Here is a 16363-nt window from a genome sequence, read left to right on the forward strand (position 1 = left end):
AAACAGTAAGGAGAAAGACTTTAAGTGCATATAGTATTAACGTAATTCGGGAATAGTTAGGAATGCTAAGTTATGCACTTGCATGCAAAAAGCCAGCCATTGACCGAGGCAGATCACCTTGTTCTATTTTATTGGCATGCAACTGAAACATTTCTAATGTTTTTTCAGCCTTTTTTCATCAAACATTGTTTATTGCTATAAGAATGACTCTTTCCGAACAATACATACTTATCAGAAAGCAAACCGAACGCATTTGCGCACCTTTGCAGACAGAGGACTACGTGGTGCAGCCAGTGGTCGACGTAAGCCCGCCGAAATGGCATCTGGGGCATACGACATGGTTTTTCGAAGCGTTCGTACTCGTTCCCAGCTTTGCTGGTTATCAAATGTTTAATCCGAACTTCAATTACTTGTTCAACAGCTATTATGAGACCGTTGGCAACCGGGTGATCCGTACCGACCGGGGCAATCTCAGCAGGCCAGGCGTTGATGAAATCTACCGTTATCGTACCCACGTAGATAATGCCATGCTGCTTTTTTTACAGGGAGAAGTTAACGGGCATGTGGAGGAATTACTTTTTATCGGTTTTAATCATGAACAGCAGCACCAGGAATTGCTCCTGACTGATATCAAATATATTCTCGGTCACAATCCTTTGTTTCCTCCCTACCGGCAAATAGAGAAGAAGGGGCCAAAAAACAGGAAGGAGATAGCAGAAATGCGCTTAGTCCCCGAGGGCATGTACGAGATTGGATATACGGGCGATGGTTTTTGCTTTGACAACGAGCTTAGCCGTCACAAGGTTTATCTTCAGGCATTCAGCATCAGTTCCGCCTTGGTCAGCAATGGTGAATATCTCCAATTCATGTCCGCAGGCGGATATACGGATTTTAATTTCTGGCATTCAGAAGGTTGGGATTGGGTAAGGAATAATGACATATCAGCGCCCATGTACTGGCACCATATTGATGGCGACTGGTATTGTTATACTCTGGAAGGGCTAAGGCCGCTTGATCCCGATGCCGTGCTTACCCACGTCAGTTATTACGAGGCCTATGCTTTTGCACAGTGGCGGGGGATGCGGCTCCCTACAGAATTTGAATGGGAGGCTGCGGCAGGATTATTTGACTGGGGCGCTAGATGGGAATGGACGGAAAGTGCTTACCTGCCATATCCGGGGTTCTCAAAGGCACCTGGCGCAATCGGAGAATACAACGGAAAATTCATGGTAAACCAGAAGGTGCTCAGGGGCGGTTCCATCGCTACGGCTGCAGGACATTCCAGAAATACTTACCGCAATTTTTTCCACCCGCAGCTCAGGTGGCAGTTTACCGGTATAAGGCTCGTAAAATAAACAAAGATGATGAACACGGTTCAACTTATGCCAGACAAGGCTCAATTCCTTTCAGATACATTGACGGGCCTGAAGTCGAAGCCAAAATATTTGAGTTCCAAATATTTTTACGACAAAGAAGGCGACCGCCTTTTCCAGCAGATCATGCAGATGGAGGAGTACTACCTGACAAAGGCGGAAATGGAAATTCTCGAAACGCAATCCGGCAGGATTGCGGACTTGATCGCCCGTGACGGAACGCCGTTTGATCTCCTGGAGCTCGGCGCCGGGGACGCAACGAAATCTGTCCATCTGTTGCGGGAACTCCTCACGCGCAGACAAGATTTTACCTATCTTCCGGTCGATATCTCATCGAATATCATTTCCTGTCTGGAGAATAGGCTTCCCGGGCAGCTTCCCGGCCTGAAGATGCAGGGATTGAATGGTGAATACCTCGAGATGCTTGCATACGCCGCTTCTGCATCAGGAAGAAGAAAGGTGATTTTGTTCATGGGGGCAAACATTGGCAATATGGATATCGGTCAGGCGCAGGATTTTCTGCTTGACATAAGAAAACATATGACGCAGGACGATCTGCTGCTCATCGGGTTTGACCTGAAAAAGGATCCCCGGCAGATCTTGCTGGCCTACAATGACCTCAACGGAATTACACGGGCTTTCAATTTAAACTTGTTGGCAAGGATGAACAGGGAACTGGGTGCAGACTTCCGTGTCGGGAACTTTGATCACTATGCGACCTATGATCCTGAATCGGGCGCCTGTAAGAGCTTCCTGATCAGTTTAAAGGAACAGACGGTCCGTATCGGCGATGCGGATAAAATCCACTTCCTGGCAAATGAATATATCTTCACTGAAATTTCTCAGAAGTATGCGCCTGGCGATATTGAGGCACTGGCCAGTAAGTCAGGGTTCCGGTATGTAAAGCATTTCACAGACAGTAACGGTTATTTTGTCGACATGATCCTTCGGACGGAACAGACTTGCCTGGTCTAGCCGTAATAACAGATGTATGCAGCATCGCTTTCGCATACGACCTCAAAACTGGCACCTGCGCTCACCTCGAATTGTTCCTGTGGCCCGTAGCTGGTGAATGTGTCGCCATTCTTCACGCTGAGTGTTCCGGCGATCACGAGCATGGTTTCCGGGACTGATGCAGAAAAAATATAGCTGCCAGGCTTCATCACCCCTACCGTCGCCTTACCGCGTTCAGTGTCAAGGCCAAGGCTTTGCACATTGCCTTCAAAATATACATTGTGTTGAATCTTTCGGTCGCTCATGATATGGGAGTAATGATGAATACACAAATATAGGGCTATTAACCTTTTTTTAAGATATAATTAATAGGATGACGTATTTTGGCTGAACCAAATAGAACCAGTTATGAAAATAAACATCCCCATCCGGACTGCACGACTAGTGCTTGCAATTGCTTATCTCGTCCCTGTTATGGCTATTGCCCGGCAGGGAAACATTCGGGATACCAAAGCAGATCTGAAAGTATGGTATAAAAAGGCAGCGAGGGATTGGATGAAGGCACTTCCGGTTGGTAACGGACGTCTCGGAGCGATGATCTTTGGCGGCGTTGGCCGGGAGCAGCTGCAGCTGAGTGAGGAGAGTGTATGGCAGGGCAAGCAGGTCAATAACAATAACCCTGAGGCATTGAAGAACCTGCCTGAAATCAGGAGACTGATCCTGGACGGAAAGGCTTCGGAAGCGATGGAGCTGGCAAACAGGGCCCTGAATGGAAATCCAGGGGGCGTAAAATCTTATCAGCCTCTTGGCGACCTGTTTCTTGATTTTGGGCATGGTGCTGAAGCAGGCAGCTATATGCGGGAACTGGACCTGCGTACGGGCGTACATAAGGTGCAATATGAGATCGGTGGAAAAAAATATACAAGGGAAGTTTTTGCCTCAGCTCCTGCAAACCTTATCGTGGTGAGATTGGAGACGGATGCCGGGGAGGGAATTACAGCTACCCTGAGTATGACCAGACAGAAAGATGCGGTCGCTTCAGCAAAAGGCAGTCAGCTCACATTGCGTGGCCAGATCGATGGATCAGGTATGAGATTTGAGACCATCACCCAGCTACTGAATGAAGGCGGAAAGCTGGATGAGCAGGGAGATAAGATCAAAATAAACGGCGCAAAAGCAGTGACTATTCTGATTACCGGGGCAACGGATTATAATGCGGAAACCATGAATGTTGATGCTGCCAGAGACCCGGATAAGATCTGCAGGGAGATATTGAGGACCTCGGCTGCTAAAAGTTTTGCTGCGCTTAAGGCGGCACACGTTGCCGACCACCAGGAACTGATGAACAGAACGGAACTTTCCTTTGGCAGGGATATGAAGGCCGGCCTGCCAACGGATGAACGGCTGGAAGCTTATAAAAAGGATCCGCAGGACCGCGGGCTGGAGGTGCTGTTGTTCCAGTACGGCCGGTATCTGCTGATCGGCAGTTCGAGGGCACCGGGAGTATTACCTGCGAACCTTCAGGGCATATGGAATAAGGAACTGAATGCGCCATGGAATGCAGATTTCCATACCAACATTAATCTTCAGATGAACTACTGGCCTGCAGAGCTGACCAATCTGCCGGAAACGGTTGCCCCGCTTACCCATTTCATGCAGGTATTGCAGGTTCCGGGAACCCGTACTGCCAGGCAGATGTACGGTGCACGGGGTTGGACAGTACACCATTTAACGGATGCTTTCGGGCATACGGCGGTGCATGACGGAGTAATCAACGGGATGTTTCCGATGGGTGGTCCATGGATGACCCAGCCGATATTTGAACACTATGAGTTTAATGGCGACTTGGGTTACCTGAGGAATGTGGCCTATCCTATGATGAAGACCTCTTCCGAATTTGTCCTGGACTTGCTGGTACCCGATGAACAGGGCCGTTTGGTGACCGCACCTTCTTACAGCCCTGAAAATTCTTACATCCATCCGGTTACCGGAAAGGGCGAAAAGCTTACTTACGCTCCCACTATGGATATGGAGATCATCCATGATCTGTTTACAAGGACTATGGCTGCAGAGAAGATATTGAAACAAGACGCCTTGTTTGGTGATACACTGGCCGGTACCTTGAAGAAGATTGCACCGGTAAAACTGGCCGCTGATGGTTCCATACAGGAGTGGGTGGAAGATTACAAAGAGGGCGAACCTGGCCACCGTCACGTATCACATTTGTTCGCCCTGCACCCGGGTAACCAGATTACACCGCTTAAAACTCCGGACCTGTTTGAAGGGGCCAGGAAAACATTGGCCAAACGTTTGAGAAATGGCGGAGCCGGTACAGGCTGGAGCAGGGTCTGGACCATCAATTTCTTTGCGCGCCTTAAGGATGGTCATTCGGCGCATGAGCATGTTGCTGCGCTGCTGCAGAAGAGTATCGCATATAATTTATTTGATCTGCATCCTCCATTTCAGATCGATGGCAATTTCGGCTACACTGCCGGCGTAGCAGAGATGTTGCTGCAAAGCCAGGAAGGCGAGGTTGGCAGCCGGATCATCGAGTTTTTGCCGGCACTGCCTTCGGCATGGGCTGATGGAAAAGTCTCCGGTCTGAAAGCGAGGGGCAATTTTGAGGTTTCGATGCGCTGGAATTCCGGAAAGCTGGATATGGCTGTTGTTAAATCCGGGTCAGGCAACGGATGTATATTGCACTATCCAGGCATTGCGGGTGCGACAGTAACCGCCGGAGGGAAGAAAGTTGCCGTCAGGAAAATTTCAGATGACCAGATCGGGTTTAACACCGCCAGGGGAACAAGCTATTCTGTTAAGTTCTGATTGCAGATGACATTAGCTCAATAGATAAACTGACTTATGGCATTTACATGGCAAAATCCACTTGTCCGTACGCATACTGTTTCGCAACTTTGTTGCAAATAAAAGCAGAATTAGTATGACAGGGAATCAGCATTACGAAGTTGTTGTTATCGGCGGTAGTTACGCAGGACTTTCCGCGGGACTAGCACTGGGCCGGTCGGCCAGGCGTGTACTTATTGTTGACAGCGGGAAACCCTGCAACCGGCAGACACCGCATTCCCATAATTTTCTGACCAGGGACGGTATAGCCCCTGCCGAACTTGCCGCGATAGCCAAAGATCAGGTATTGAAGTACCCCACGGTACAATTCCTGGAAGATCATGTGTCTGCTGCAGAGGGGACAGATGGAAATTTCCGTATAGAGCTGTCTTCCGGAAATACGGTAACTTCTGTCAAGATCATTTTTGCGGCAGGTATCGTTGACGAGATGCCAAAGATTAAAGGGTTTGAGGCGTGCTGGGGAATTTCAGCAATCCACTGTCCTTATTGTCATGGTTACGAATATAAGGGGCAGATTACCGGATTGCTGGCCAACGGTGACATCGCTGCCGATTTTGCTAAGCTGGTAAATCACTGGGCATATGGCCTGATCCTGTTTACGAACGGGCCGTCCGTTATCGCTGATGAGAAAGCGAAAGAATTAGCAGAACTGCACATACCTGTTATCGAAACCCCGGTTAAAGAAATCATCCACGAAAACGGATATTTATCGTCGTTATTGCTTGAAGACGATCAGAATATCGTATTGCAGGCTTTGTATGCAAAGCTGCCGTTTAAGCAGCATTGCTCAATTCCTCAGCAACTCGGTTGCGCAATGACTGAACAGGGATTCATACAGGTGGATGATTTTCAGAAAACCAATGTACCTGGGGTCTTTGCTGCGGGAGACTGTACTACAATGATGAGAAGTGTTGCTGCAGCGGTATCGGGTGGTGGTAAGGCAGGAGCTTTTGTCAATCACGAGCTGATCTTTAACCGATAATACAACCGGAACTATTTATTCCGGAGGTTAGAAATATTTGCTAAGTTTACCGCCACACACACTAACCAATTAACTTGCTATGTTTCAAGCCAAACAATCAAAGGTATACCTGGCAGCGCTTACTGTCATTTGTGCTTCGGTAGGCCTTTACGCCTGTAAATCTATGGCCCCTAAGACCAAACCGGTCGAGGTGGTGGTTGCGCCGCCGCCACCTGTACGTGTTCTGGTCTTTTCCAAAACGAAAGGGTTTTATCATTCTTCTATCCCGGCGGGCATTGCTGCCATTCAGAAACTGGGTAAAGCGCATGGTTTCATTGTCGATACCACTAAGAATGCGGATTACTTCGTTGAAGACAGTCTGAAAAAATACAATGCCGTTGTATTCCTGAGTACTACCATGAATGTCCTCAATGCAGACCAGCAGGTCCAGTTTGAGCGTTATATCCAGGCAGGCGGCGGTTATGCCGGTGTCCATGCTGCGGCTGACACGGAGTATGACTGGCCGTGGTACAACAGGCTGGTTGGCGCTTACTTCAAGAGCCATCCCGGCAATCCGAATGTCCGCAAGGCGACCATTAATGTAGATGATACGACCCACCGTTCAACACATGGTCTCCCCAAAAGATGGGAACGTACCGATGAGTGGTACAACTATAAGAGTATCCAGCCGGGATTGAATGTACTCGCCCGTCTGGATGAAACCACTTATGAAGGCGGAGAGAATGGCAAAGACCATCCTATCGCCTGGTATCATGAATTTGACGGTGGCAGGGCCTTCTATACCGGTGGCGGACATACTGACGAAAGTTTTAGTGAGCCGTTGTTTTTAAAGCACCTGCTGGGCGGCATTTTATATGCCGCGACCAGTGAAACGATGACCAGAGATTATTCTAAGGCCTATTCCGTTAAAAAGCCAGAGGATAACCGTTTTACCAAAACCATTTTGTCAAATGATCTGAATGAGCCGATGGAGCTTTCGGTTGCCCCTGACGGCCGGGTGTTCTTTATTGAGCGCGCGGGTAATTTTTATGTTTATACACCCGAAGACAGGAAAACTACCCTGGTGTATAAGTTTCCTGTAAAAGCGGTGGACAAGTACCTGAACGGTTTGCTGGGGATGAGCATCGATCCTGATTTTGCCAATAATAACAATCTCTATTTCTTCAATACGGCCGAGGCTGAGGGTAAGGTCAAGCAGCACATTTCCCGAATCCCGATCAGTAAGGACAACGTGCTGGACCTGAAATCGGAGAAGGTTATTATTGAGATCCCGATCGATCTGGAGTTAAGTGCCCATACCGGCGGTTCCATCGAATGGGACAAGGACAGAAACATGTACATTTCCACAGGGGACAATACGGTACCATTTGAGTCGGATGGCTTCGCGCCGATCGATCAGCAGCCAAACCGGCTTACCTTTAGCGCCGAACGCTCGGCTGGTAATACCAATGACCTCAGGGGCAAAATACTGCGTATACATCCGGAGGCAGATGGCACCTATACCATTCCTGAAGGCAATCTTTTTCCCAAAGGGACGCCCAATACGCGCCCGGAAATCTATGTAATGGGTTGCCGTAATCCTTACCGTATGTCGGTAGATAAGGCAACGGGGATTGTTTACTGGGGTGAGGTAGGCCCGGACTCGGGCCGGGACGGCGAACAGGGGCCAAAAGGTTATGACGAGTTCAACCAGGCAAAAAAAGCAGGTAACTTCGGCTGGCCTTATTTTGTCGGTGACAACAAGCCTTATAAAGCATATGATTTTGCCACTAAAAAAACCGGCGAAGCCTTTGACCTGAGCGGAGCCACAAACAGTTCTCCATATAATACGGGATTGAAAGTCCTTCCGCCACCTCAAAAAGCAATGGTGTGGTATCCCTACGCCCGTTCGGCAGAATTTCCCGAGCTGGGGGAAGGCGGACGTTGTGCAATGGGCGGGCCGGTTTATCATTATGATCCGAACCTGAAGTCTGCCACGAAGTTCCCTGAATATTATGATAAGGCATTGTTCATGTATGACTGGATGCGCAATTGGGTGTTCGCTGTGCGCCTGGATGAGCATCAGAATTTCAAGCGAATGGAGCCTTTTATGCAGACTAACGGCGATTTCCGTCGTCCGATTGATATAGAAGTCGGGCCAGAGGGCTCATTTTATATGCTGGAATATGGTACTGTATATGGGATAGACAACGTAGACGCGCGCCTGGTACGCATCGATTACAACGGGGGTAACCGTGCACCGATTGCAAAGATCGAAACCAGGGATACCATTGGCCTTGCTCCTTATAAGGCAGCGTTTGCCTCAAAGAGCTATGATAACGATGAAGATGACCAGATCAGGTACGAGTGGCGTTTTGAAAACGGAGCTATTGGTGCTACTGAGCAGAACCCATCTTACACCTTTAATAAAAACGGCATTTATAATGTAACGCTGAAGGTTACCGACCAGGCTGGTGCCAGCACATTGGATACTGTGGTAATCAAGGTGGGCAATACCCTGCCGCAGGTTGCCATTAATACCAGCAGCAACAGCAGCTTTTTCTTTCCTAAAGCCAGTAAGTTCACTTACAAGGTGGAGGTAAAGGACAACGAGGATAAAGTGATCGATAAATCTAAGATCCAAGTTGACCTGAACTTTATCGAGAAAGTACAAAATAATCAGTCACTGGTGGGGCATCAGGATATTACACCCAGTTACAATTTCGGCAAATCGCTAATTGCGAACAGTGATTGTAAAGCTTGCCACCAGGTCAATGCCCTGTCTGTAGGACCTTCATTCATGCGGGTCTCGCAGAAATATGCCAAAGACCAGTCGGCAGTTGGCCGGCTCGCAGATAAGATCATCAAAGGTGGCGGTGGTGTCTGGGGCGAGCATGCCATGAGCGCCCATCCGCAGGTTTCTAAGGAGGACGCTTCAGAAATGGTCAAATATATCCTGTCCCTGAGCGTGAAGAAAGCCAATACCGCACTTCCGCCTCAAGGTACGGCAACACTGGACAGACAGCTTACGACCAAAGCCTGGGACCAGGGACGTTATATCTTCTCCGCCTCGTATACCGATAAGGGTGGTGCGATCACTCCCCTGACGAAAAAGGAGACACTGATCTTGCGTCCATCCAAAGTCCAGGCAGAAGATGCTGAAATCCTGCGCAATATAGACAGAAACGACAGCCATCTCGGCGCCATTCACCACGGCTCTTTCTTTGCCCTGAAGAACATCGACCTGAAAGGTATCGGCAAGCTGACCTTCAGATATGCATCTACAGACAAAGATGCCACTATTGAGATCAGGCAGGATTCGCCAAAAGGACAGCTCGTCGGGAAACTGAATTACAGCAAGACCGGTAGCTGGGAGGTTTACAGGGAACTTGACGCGCCGTTAAGCAAGGTACTTACGGGGCGTCACGATCTCTATTTCCTGTTCGTTAAGGAAAGCGGGCCGAACCAGCACCTTGCCAGCATAGACTGGATCAATTTTGCTGCTCAATAATCAATAGCCAGTCACTCCCCCTTCCTTCAGATGGGGGAGTGATGGTTTTAGGGCCATCGTTATCGGAAATGCCCAGATCCAGTGTATGCCCATCCCTTGGATTGTACAGGGAAGTCCTGAGTTTTACCGCTTTCAGCTTTTCTGTGCGGATCTGTGTCTTTCTCCCATAAGGGAGATATGCCATGAGGAAATCGCCGTCCTGTGAAACAGCCGCCATTTCATATTCGGTGTTTTCAGGGTTGTCTTTGGCAATCAGGCTCTGATCGGGCACGAGCCGCTGCCAGTTGTAGCGTTCAAATATTTTCTTCATAAGGCCCATTTGCCGGGCACCCGGCTGGTCCAGAGCTACTGTCCAGTTTGTCCTTGCCCAGGATACGGGGTTCCTGTCGTTGAAGAACTGCCAGATGTTGTGGTTGCCGTAAGTATGCCCGCAGGCACCGGACAGCAGGCTCCAGTAAGCGCATTGCCTGGCGTCAAAGTCGTCCATCCAACCAAACTTACCCGGATTGAACTGGTTGGGATGGTCTTCGTAACGCGGTTCTCCGTCTAAATAGGGTCGTTGCGGGAAAAGTGCCCGGTTCTTAAGATTAAACTGATAATTTTTTGAATCCTGGCTGTGGCCCGTCTGCGACATGTGGAAGTCGATCCATGAGGCATCTTTGAAATAGTCAGATGAGGTACGCGCGCCTGCAGGGTGAAAGGTCATCATGTGATGACCTTCGTCGCCCTTCTTCAGGCCTCGTGCCATGGCCTCGATGATATCGCGCTGATTTTGATTTTCAATATGCCTGTCTCCGCCCAATACCCATATAATGGCGTTGTTCTTATAGCGGCGGCCAACATACTCCCCAAAAACTTCTGCATTTTTTGGCGTAAAGATCTCGGGACCCTGCCCCCAGGCTTTGTTCCATTTGTCGCCCCAGGAAGGCAGCATGGCGATCATAAGGCCCAGTTCTTCCGCTTTCTTCACGATCTCATCTACATGCTTAAAATAGGCCTCACGGGGTTTCGCAGGATCATTTCCGGTCAGCGGTTTTTCGCCGTAGGGGTTTGGGGTGTTCAGGCCGTCAAGCTCGGCAATGATCACAGCCTGGATTACCGTAAAGCCTTTGTCTGCCCGGTCTTTCAGATACCGCTCTGCCTCCGCCCGGTCCAGTTTGTGAAAAAGCTCCCAGGCCGTATCGCCCAGCCAGAAAAAAGGCTTGCCGCTGCTGGTCTGCAGATGACGGTGATCCGGGCTTATTTTCAGCTGTGCATTGGCCTGCAGCGTCGTAACAGACTGCATGAGGATAAGAAATGCGAAGATCAAATTGGGTTTCATGTGGTTTATATGTGGTTGTAGACCAAACTTAACCAAAAAAACAATATTTATGTCAAAACAGGTACGCTGTTCCAAAAAGCGCTAACTTAGACCTATGTCATCACACCATATCGTAAGGGAAAAGCAGGAGCCGGCATTGTTTATACGCGAACTTGACCATTTTGATGAGGAATATCTTGGCCAGTTGCTCGAATGGAGTCCTACGCTTATCGTAAGTGCAGGAGCGTATGAAAAGGTGGTCAGCCTTGGCCTTAAGGTTGACGTCGTGACCGGTTCGGAAGACGGGGTCCACTTTCAGGAGAATACCCGGACGTTAAACGGCAGGGCAGAAGAGCTTGGTGCTGTGCTTGATGACGCGGTCAGCAATGGATACGCTGCCATTAACATCATTGACATACAGAACAGTTATCTGGGTACACTTGGAACTTATCTTAAAAAGATCAATATCGTTATCTACACGCCACAGGAGAAGGCCTATGCAGTCAGGCCGGGTTTTCGGGTATGGAAGCCGGCGGGAAGTGTGTTCCGTTTTTCCGGATCGCCCCGAATTGAAGCAGATAACCTGATCCTGCAAAATGAAGGTGATTTTGTTGTTGAAAAGGACGGTTTTGTCGTATTCCGTTTTATTGATGATTATCTTATTATCCGTGAACGTTTATGATTTACCTGAGAAAAGCAAAAGAACAAGACCTGGATATCATCAGGGATCTGGCCCACCGTACCTGGTGGGACACTTATGGTGGATATCTTTCAGATGAGCAGATCCGCTATATGCTGGAGAAAATGTATAACAGGGGTGAACTGCTTGGGCAGCTGCAGCAGGGTTATGTTTTTCTGATCGCGGCGGAACAAGAACAGGACCTGGGATTTGCCGCTTATTCCATTGTTGATTCGGATCAGCGGATATTCAAGCTCCACAAGCTGTATGTATTGCCCGAAGCACACGGTAAGGGCATAGGTAAACTGCTGATGAATGAAGTTGCGGACCTGGTTAAAAAGGCTGGTGCCACAGCATTACAACTCAACGTAAACCGTAACAATAAGGCGGCGGGGTTTTACCTTAAGTCAGGTTTCGTCATCAAAGATACCATAGACCTCGATATTGGCGGTGGTTTCTTCATGAACGATTACGTGATGGAAAAACCTATTGTTTCTTAGGTATTCTCGAAGGGGTATCGGTACCTTTAATGATGCTTACCGCACTCCGGGCAATTGCCCTGATTGTTGCCAGGATATTTTCAGTGTCCAGCGATTCGTATTCATCACTTACCGTATGGTATAGCTTGTCGGAATCGATCTGGTCTGTACTGATCGTGTGCGCGGGCACACCGAGCGCAGCCAGGGTAGCATTGTCGCTACGGTAAAAAAGCTGCTGCTCCGGATAGGGATCAGGATAGAAGGTAAAGGGGGAGCCCTCCAGGTTTTTTTGCAGGATCTTTCCAAAATCCGAACGATCATAACCGGTGATGAAGGCCGCATTTTTGCCAAACTTACTTTCCTTGCCAATCATCTCGATATTGAACATAGCTACGACCTGATCGGGGTTGAGCTTTCCTGAAAAATACTGTGATCCAAATCCGCCGATCTCCTCGGCGGTGAAGGCGACAAAGATCAGTGTACGCGCATTATTGTTGAGCGCCTTGTAGTATTTCGCCAGAGCGATCACCGCAGTCGTGCCGGAAGCATCGTCATCCGCACCATTGGCAATGCTGTCCTGGTTGACCGGTTTGAGGATGCCCAAATGGTCATAATGCGCGGAAAATACCACATATTCTTCTGGCTTTGACTTTCCGGGGATCATTCCTGCGATATTAAACAAAGGCTTACCATCTCTTTCGAAAGACTGCCGGAAACTGTTTTCACCTTTCAGCGGCTGCAGTCCTATTGTGCCGAATTCCGATTCAATGAATGCGGCCGCCTTTTCGATGCCCGGACTGAAGGTCGCCCTTCCCTCCATTTCATCACTGCTCAGGGTTTTAATGATGTGGTCGACATACTCGCTCGTAATGGTCTTGTCGATCTGCTGTGCGAAGCCCGAACGGGCAGCGAAGGTCAGCAATAAAATGAAAATGGCCTTTTTCATAAGTTTTCTGTATCGTTGTGTTCTATCCTGGCAATGCGCCTGTCAATTGCTGCTGCCACACGGGTATCGTGTACGCCATCGGTGACGGCGATCCCGTAGTCCCTGTCCCTGTCCGATTCGTGAACCTGTACACTTTCCGTATTCTGCACAGCATGGTCATAAGGCCCACGACCGCTCATTAGTTTGACAAAAACCGGCAGACATTCGAAAAATACGAATAAAAGACCGATAAAAGTAACTGCAGTTGAGGTGCTGCTGTCTTTTTTGCCGTCAGGACTAATGCCCAGCTGACTCAATGCCCAGTTCCGGTCTGCAAAACCAGCTATGGAGGCCAGGCTGTCCAGGTCTTTACCCGTATAAAGCTTTTCCGACAGCATGCCGTCAAATTGTTTTCTTCCGTCGATAAACCCCTCAAGACGGCGAACACCCGCAGATAAGGTGTCAAGTTCCTGCTCCCTGTGTTGCAACTCTGTCTCTTTTCGTTTGGCATAAGGGCCATATCCCATAATACCCGATGTCTCGGTCGTCTTGTTACCGAAGATCTCATAGTTGAGTTTCTGGCGGTCTGATCTGATGCTGCTTTGCAGAGAATCCCTTTGTGCCCTTGCCTCATTGAGCTTGTCCATTTCGATCTTGTATTTATTGCCGAATGCCATATTCAGTGTGTCGATCTTTGAGCGCTGGTTGTTCAGATAAGTTACCTTTAGCCGTTCTCTGATCTCCTTGTCAAAGATCTTCAGTTCCAGCGGTCTGGAAATAACAAGGCCAATCATAATGGCCAGCAGGATACGTGGCGTTGCCTGCAGTAGCTGCTTGCCGGTGGGAGCACTTTTGTTGATGCTGGATACAATGTAGCGGTCCATATTAAAGATCGCGAGGCCCCAGAGCATGCCGAAAAGCAGCGCAAACCAAATTGCTCCAGCCGATCCTGAGAAGACGAAATACATAGCATATCCGCCCGAGAGGGCGGCGAAAAGGCCTGTAAAAAATATCGTCGCACCGATACCGGTGTATTTGTTGTGTTCTGTGGGGTACTTTTCCAGCGTGGCGATATGAGCGCCTGAGCAAAACCAGAAAAAACGGGAGATCTTGTCCATGGATCCGAAAAATTAAAAAAGGCTGACTATTAAACGCCCGGTACCCGGAGTTGTTACAGTTAAATTACTGTACACTTTGTTATCTTTGCGAAAACAACAATATCATGATGAAGGAAATAACAGTAGAAGCGCTTAAGGAGAAAATCGACAATGGTGAGGATTTTCAGTTGATCGATGTCCGCGAGACCTTTGAATACGAAGTATCTAACCTGAACGGAGAGAACATTCCGCTGGCAGGCATCTTGATCGAAGCTGACCGTATTGCAACCGATAAACCCGTGATCATCCAATGCAGGAGCGGCAAGCGCAGTGCAGCTGCAGTAATGCAGCTGGAGGCACAGCTCGGCCTGGACAACCTGTATAACCTTCAGGGCGGTATTCTGGCCTGGAAGGAAGCGTTTGATCCGGATATGCAGGTTTATTAAGCCGAATGGTAAAAAAGATAGCCTTAAACGTATTTTATAACCTGGCGATCATTGTTTCTGTGATCGCCGTGATCTGGTGCTATAATAACCAGAAGTACCTGTTTATACCGCTGTTCCTCGCTTCAGCAGCTTTCTTTGTCTATGTAAAGATACAGCTCATGAAGGAAGTACGAAAGAACCTCAGGAAATGACCGGCAATACCTATCAGCCATTTAAAAACTTTGATTTCAGCTACAGGAGCTGTTTTCTGAGCGGGGACACTTTCACGGGCGAAATCGTCCGGACCACGATATTGCCTGCCTGGCTTACGCAGTTGGCCGGTTACAGTGGTGAAGAGCAGATCAAACTGCTCGATGAGAGCGTCAGAAGTTACAACAGCCTTACTGTTCCCTGCAATACAGAAGTGTTGACGCATTTTGTGGCCCCGCTGGAAACCCGTGTGCAGCAGGCTTTTGAGCAGGGCTATAGGGGCGTTGCCCAGCTTAGCGAAACAGACCTTTTCCTCTGGATCGGTAAATTCATGTACGGACTGATCTATATAGAGATGAACGCTGCGGTAAAACAACAGCAGCTCAGTGCAGATGGCGTGAACATGTCGCAGGGCCTTATGCACAAGTTCGGCAACCTGCATACCATGATCCAGAAGATCTATTCTGACGTCGTATATGAAGATTTTACGCCTTGGTCCATTGCGGTAGTGCCCTTACATGAACAGGATACGCCTTTCAGTTTTCGGGACGAGATCAATACTCTCACCTTCTCCATGAAGCTGAAGGATTTTGGTATCATTGCCTGCCTGCAGGACAATGGCACCAACCGGAGATATCATCAGGAACTATTGGATCAGGTCGAAGGACGGGCACTTTCGGCCCAGCAATTTGAGGAACTCTGTGCCCGCTTCTATTATTCTGCCTACCTGTTCAACAGGTTGCCGGAATATACGATTATGCCTGTCGATGGTTCCATCTATATCGAAGCGATGCCCTTAAAGGGTACGCTGAACAAAGCCATTTTCGATTACTGGCAACACAAAACCTATGCGCAGGTACTGCAGGAATTCTGGAAGCCCTGGGGCCATACCCTATTTGAGATCATCAAAGACCCTATGCACCCAATGAGTTACTTCGAGCCGGCCAGTCTTCCCGAGACCAATTAGCCGATCTTAGCCATCAATTGCTGAATGAATTGAGGGATCACTCCCGGGACCAGCAGTACCGTTAAGATCAATCCGGCGAGCGCGCCAAAGAAATGTGCATCATGATTGATATTATCTCTGGACTGTCTGGAGGCATACATACAATAGATGAGGTACAAAGGGCCAAATACAATGGCCCAGATGGGAAAAGGTATGGGGAATATATACAGAGAGGTAAAGGGAAAGAACAGGATGCAGCTGAATAGAACGGCACTGATCGCACCTGATGCGCCCAGGCTATGGTACCACATGTCGTCCTTATGCCTGATCACGGAAGGAATGTCACTCGCGATCAGGCTGATGAAGTACAGCAGGCCAAAATTGAATGAACCTATTGTCCGTTCCAGAGCAAACCCGAACGAATAAAAAGTGATCATATTGAAGATCAAATGCATCCAGTCGCCATGGATAAGGCCGCTGGTGATCAGGGTATAGACATTGCGCCGCCGCGCCACACTGTAAGGATGCAGCATAAACTTGCCGTAAATGCTGTGATCATTAAAAGCATAAATACTGGTAATGACCGTAAAGATCATAATGATGGAAGCAACCGGAGTGTCGTTGAGATAATTCATGTT

Annotated in this window: 15 protein-coding genes; 10 read left to right on the forward strand and 5 right to left on the reverse strand. The window is 48.6% G+C overall.

The features are described 5' to 3' along the window. The first annotated feature begins 203 nt into the window (after positions 1–203). Together egtB and P2W84_RS06615 are read left to right on the forward strand one after the other, a co-directional pair. Positions 204–1355, forward strand: a complete 1152-nt coding sequence (egtB, locus tag P2W84_RS06610; RefSeq protein WP_276089331.1) for an ergothioneine biosynthesis protein EgtB — start codon at positions 204–206, stop codon at positions 1353–1355. 6 nt (positions 1356–1361) lie between these two features. Then, the gene (locus P2W84_RS06615; RefSeq protein WP_276089332.1) at positions 1362–2348 is read left to right on the forward strand and encodes an L-histidine N(alpha)-methyltransferase; all 987 of its coding nucleotides are present in this window, start codon (positions 1362–1364) and stop codon (positions 2346–2348) included. Here P2W84_RS06615 and P2W84_RS06620 read toward each other — a convergent pair. Then, the gene (locus P2W84_RS06620) at positions 2345–2632 is read right to left on the reverse strand and encodes a pyrimidine/purine nucleoside phosphorylase (protein ID WP_276089333.1); all 288 of its coding nucleotides are present in this window, start codon (positions 2630–2632) and stop codon (positions 2345–2347) included. The genes P2W84_RS06615 and P2W84_RS06620 overlap by 4 nt on opposite strands. 103 nt (positions 2633–2735) lie before the next feature. Between P2W84_RS06620 and P2W84_RS06625 the strand changes: the two genes are divergently transcribed. The 3 genes from P2W84_RS06625 (at position 2736) to P2W84_RS06635 (ending at position 9664) form a co-directional block, all read left to right on the forward strand. Then, on the forward strand, positions 2736–5153 hold the full coding sequence (locus tag P2W84_RS06625) for a glycoside hydrolase family 95 protein (protein ID WP_276089334.1): 2418 nt from the start codon (positions 2736–2738) through the stop codon (positions 5151–5153). A 115-nt stretch (positions 5154–5268) separates the two neighbouring features. Then, the gene (locus P2W84_RS06630; RefSeq protein WP_276089335.1) at positions 5269–6174 is read left to right on the forward strand and encodes an NAD(P)/FAD-dependent oxidoreductase; all 906 of its coding nucleotides are present in this window, start codon (positions 5269–5271) and stop codon (positions 6172–6174) included. A 79-nt stretch (positions 6175–6253) separates the two neighbouring features. Beyond that, on the forward strand, positions 6254–9664 hold the full coding sequence (locus P2W84_RS06635) for a ThuA domain-containing protein (RefSeq protein ID WP_276089336.1): 3411 nt from the start codon (positions 6254–6256) through the stop codon (positions 9662–9664). On the opposite strand, the gene P2W84_RS06640 is transcribed toward P2W84_RS06635, so the two are convergent. Continuing rightward, on the reverse strand, positions 9645–10985 hold the full coding sequence (locus P2W84_RS06640) for a glycoside hydrolase family 140 protein (RefSeq protein ID WP_276089337.1): 1341 nt from the start codon (positions 10983–10985) through the stop codon (positions 9645–9647). The two genes, P2W84_RS06635 and P2W84_RS06640, sit on opposite strands and share 20 nt — an antisense overlap. Before the next feature lie 94 nt (positions 10986–11079). Between P2W84_RS06640 and P2W84_RS06645 the strand changes: the two genes are divergently transcribed. Together P2W84_RS06645 and P2W84_RS06650 are read left to right on the forward strand one after the other, a co-directional pair. Further along, on the forward strand, positions 11080–11646 hold the full coding sequence (locus P2W84_RS06645) for a thiamine pyrophosphokinase (RefSeq protein ID WP_276089338.1): 567 nt from the start codon (positions 11080–11082) through the stop codon (positions 11644–11646). Continuing rightward, on the forward strand, positions 11643–12143 hold the full coding sequence (locus tag P2W84_RS06650; RefSeq protein WP_276089339.1) for a GNAT family N-acetyltransferase: 501 nt from the start codon (positions 11643–11645) through the stop codon (positions 12141–12143). Before P2W84_RS06645 ends, P2W84_RS06650 begins: the two co-directional genes overlap by 4 nt. Here the strand turns inward: P2W84_RS06650 and P2W84_RS06655 are convergent. Further along, positions 12130–13068 carry a M20/M25/M40 family metallo-hydrolase gene (locus tag P2W84_RS06655; RefSeq protein WP_276089340.1) on the reverse strand — a complete coding sequence of 313 codons (939 nt, stop codon included), beginning with the start codon at positions 13066–13068 and terminating at the stop codon, positions 12130–12132. The two genes, P2W84_RS06650 and P2W84_RS06655, sit on opposite strands and share 14 nt — an antisense overlap. Next, on the reverse strand, positions 13065–14165 hold the full coding sequence (locus tag P2W84_RS06660) for a DUF4407 domain-containing protein (RefSeq protein WP_276089341.1): 1101 nt from the start codon (positions 14163–14165) through the stop codon (positions 13065–13067). The genes P2W84_RS06655 and P2W84_RS06660 overlap by 4 nt, the downstream gene beginning before the upstream one ends. 107 nt (positions 14166–14272) lie before the next feature. Between P2W84_RS06660 and P2W84_RS06665 the strand changes: the two genes are divergently transcribed. The 3 genes from P2W84_RS06665 to P2W84_RS06675 are packed head-to-tail and all read left to right on the forward strand — an operon-like array spanning position 14273 to position 15746. After that, entirely contained in the window at positions 14273–14590 is a 318-nt protein-coding gene (locus P2W84_RS06665; RefSeq protein WP_276090069.1) for a rhodanese-like domain-containing protein, read from the forward strand. Positions 14591–14595: 5 nt separating this feature from the next. Further along, entirely contained in the window at positions 14596–14781 is a 186-nt protein-coding gene (locus P2W84_RS06670) for a DUF6358 family protein (protein ID WP_276089342.1), read from the forward strand. Further along, the gene (locus P2W84_RS06675) at positions 14778–15746 is read left to right on the forward strand and encodes a hypothetical protein (protein ID WP_276089343.1); all 969 of its coding nucleotides are present in this window, start codon (positions 14778–14780) and stop codon (positions 15744–15746) included. Before P2W84_RS06670 ends, P2W84_RS06675 begins: the two co-directional genes overlap by 4 nt. Here the strand turns inward: P2W84_RS06675 and P2W84_RS06680 are convergent. Next, entirely contained in the window at positions 15743–16360 is a 618-nt protein-coding gene (locus P2W84_RS06680; protein ID WP_276089344.1) for a rhomboid family intramembrane serine protease, read from the reverse strand. The genes P2W84_RS06675 and P2W84_RS06680 overlap by 4 nt on opposite strands. Between the last annotated feature and the right edge of the window lie 3 nt (positions 16361–16363).

Source organism: Pedobacter sp. JY14-1, from assembly GCF_029269825.1.
Taxonomy (GTDB): domain Bacteria; phylum Bacteroidota; class Bacteroidia; order Sphingobacteriales; family Sphingobacteriaceae; genus Pedobacter.

Excerpts from the sequence above, each read along its gene's own strand:
- egtB (WP_276089331.1), top strand. The coding sequence starts at position 204 with ATGACTCTTTCCGAACAATACATACTTATCAGAAAGCAAACCGAACGC.
- P2W84_RS06615 (WP_276089332.1), top strand. The coding sequence starts at position 1,362 with ATGATGAACACGGTTCAACTTATGCCAGACAAGGCTCAATTCCTTTCA.
- P2W84_RS06620 (WP_276089333.1), bottom strand. The coding sequence starts at position 2,632 with ATGAGCGACCGAAAGATTCAACACAATGTATATTTTGAAGGCAATGTG.
- P2W84_RS06625 (WP_276089334.1), top strand. The coding sequence starts at position 2,736 with ATGAAAATAAACATCCCCATCCGGACTGCACGACTAGTGCTTGCAATT.
- P2W84_RS06630 (WP_276089335.1), top strand. The coding sequence starts at position 5,269 with ATGACAGGGAATCAGCATTACGAAGTTGTTGTTATCGGCGGTAGTTAC.
- P2W84_RS06635 (WP_276089336.1), top strand. The coding sequence starts at position 6,254 with ATGTTTCAAGCCAAACAATCAAAGGTATACCTGGCAGCGCTTACTGTC.
- P2W84_RS06640 (WP_276089337.1), bottom strand. The coding sequence starts at position 10,985 with ATGAAACCCAATTTGATCTTCGCATTTCTTATCCTCATGCAGTCTGTT.
- P2W84_RS06645 (WP_276089338.1), top strand. The coding sequence starts at position 11,080 with ATGTCATCACACCATATCGTAAGGGAAAAGCAGGAGCCGGCATTGTTT.
- P2W84_RS06650 (WP_276089339.1), top strand. The coding sequence starts at position 11,643 with ATGATTTACCTGAGAAAAGCAAAAGAACAAGACCTGGATATCATCAGG.
- P2W84_RS06655 (WP_276089340.1), bottom strand. The coding sequence starts at position 13,068 with ATGAAAAAGGCCATTTTCATTTTATTGCTGACCTTCGCTGCCCGTTCG.
- P2W84_RS06660 (WP_276089341.1), bottom strand. The coding sequence starts at position 14,165 with ATGGACAAGATCTCCCGTTTTTTCTGGTTTTGCTCAGGCGCTCATATC.
- P2W84_RS06665 (WP_276090069.1), top strand. The coding sequence starts at position 14,273 with ATGAAGGAAATAACAGTAGAAGCGCTTAAGGAGAAAATCGACAATGGT.
- P2W84_RS06670 (WP_276089342.1), top strand. The coding sequence starts at position 14,596 with ATGGTAAAAAAGATAGCCTTAAACGTATTTTATAACCTGGCGATCATT.
- P2W84_RS06675 (WP_276089343.1), top strand. The coding sequence starts at position 14,778 with ATGACCGGCAATACCTATCAGCCATTTAAAAACTTTGATTTCAGCTAC.
- P2W84_RS06680 (WP_276089344.1), bottom strand. The coding sequence starts at position 16,360 with ATGAATTATCTCAACGACACTCCGGTTGCTTCCATCATTATGATCTTT.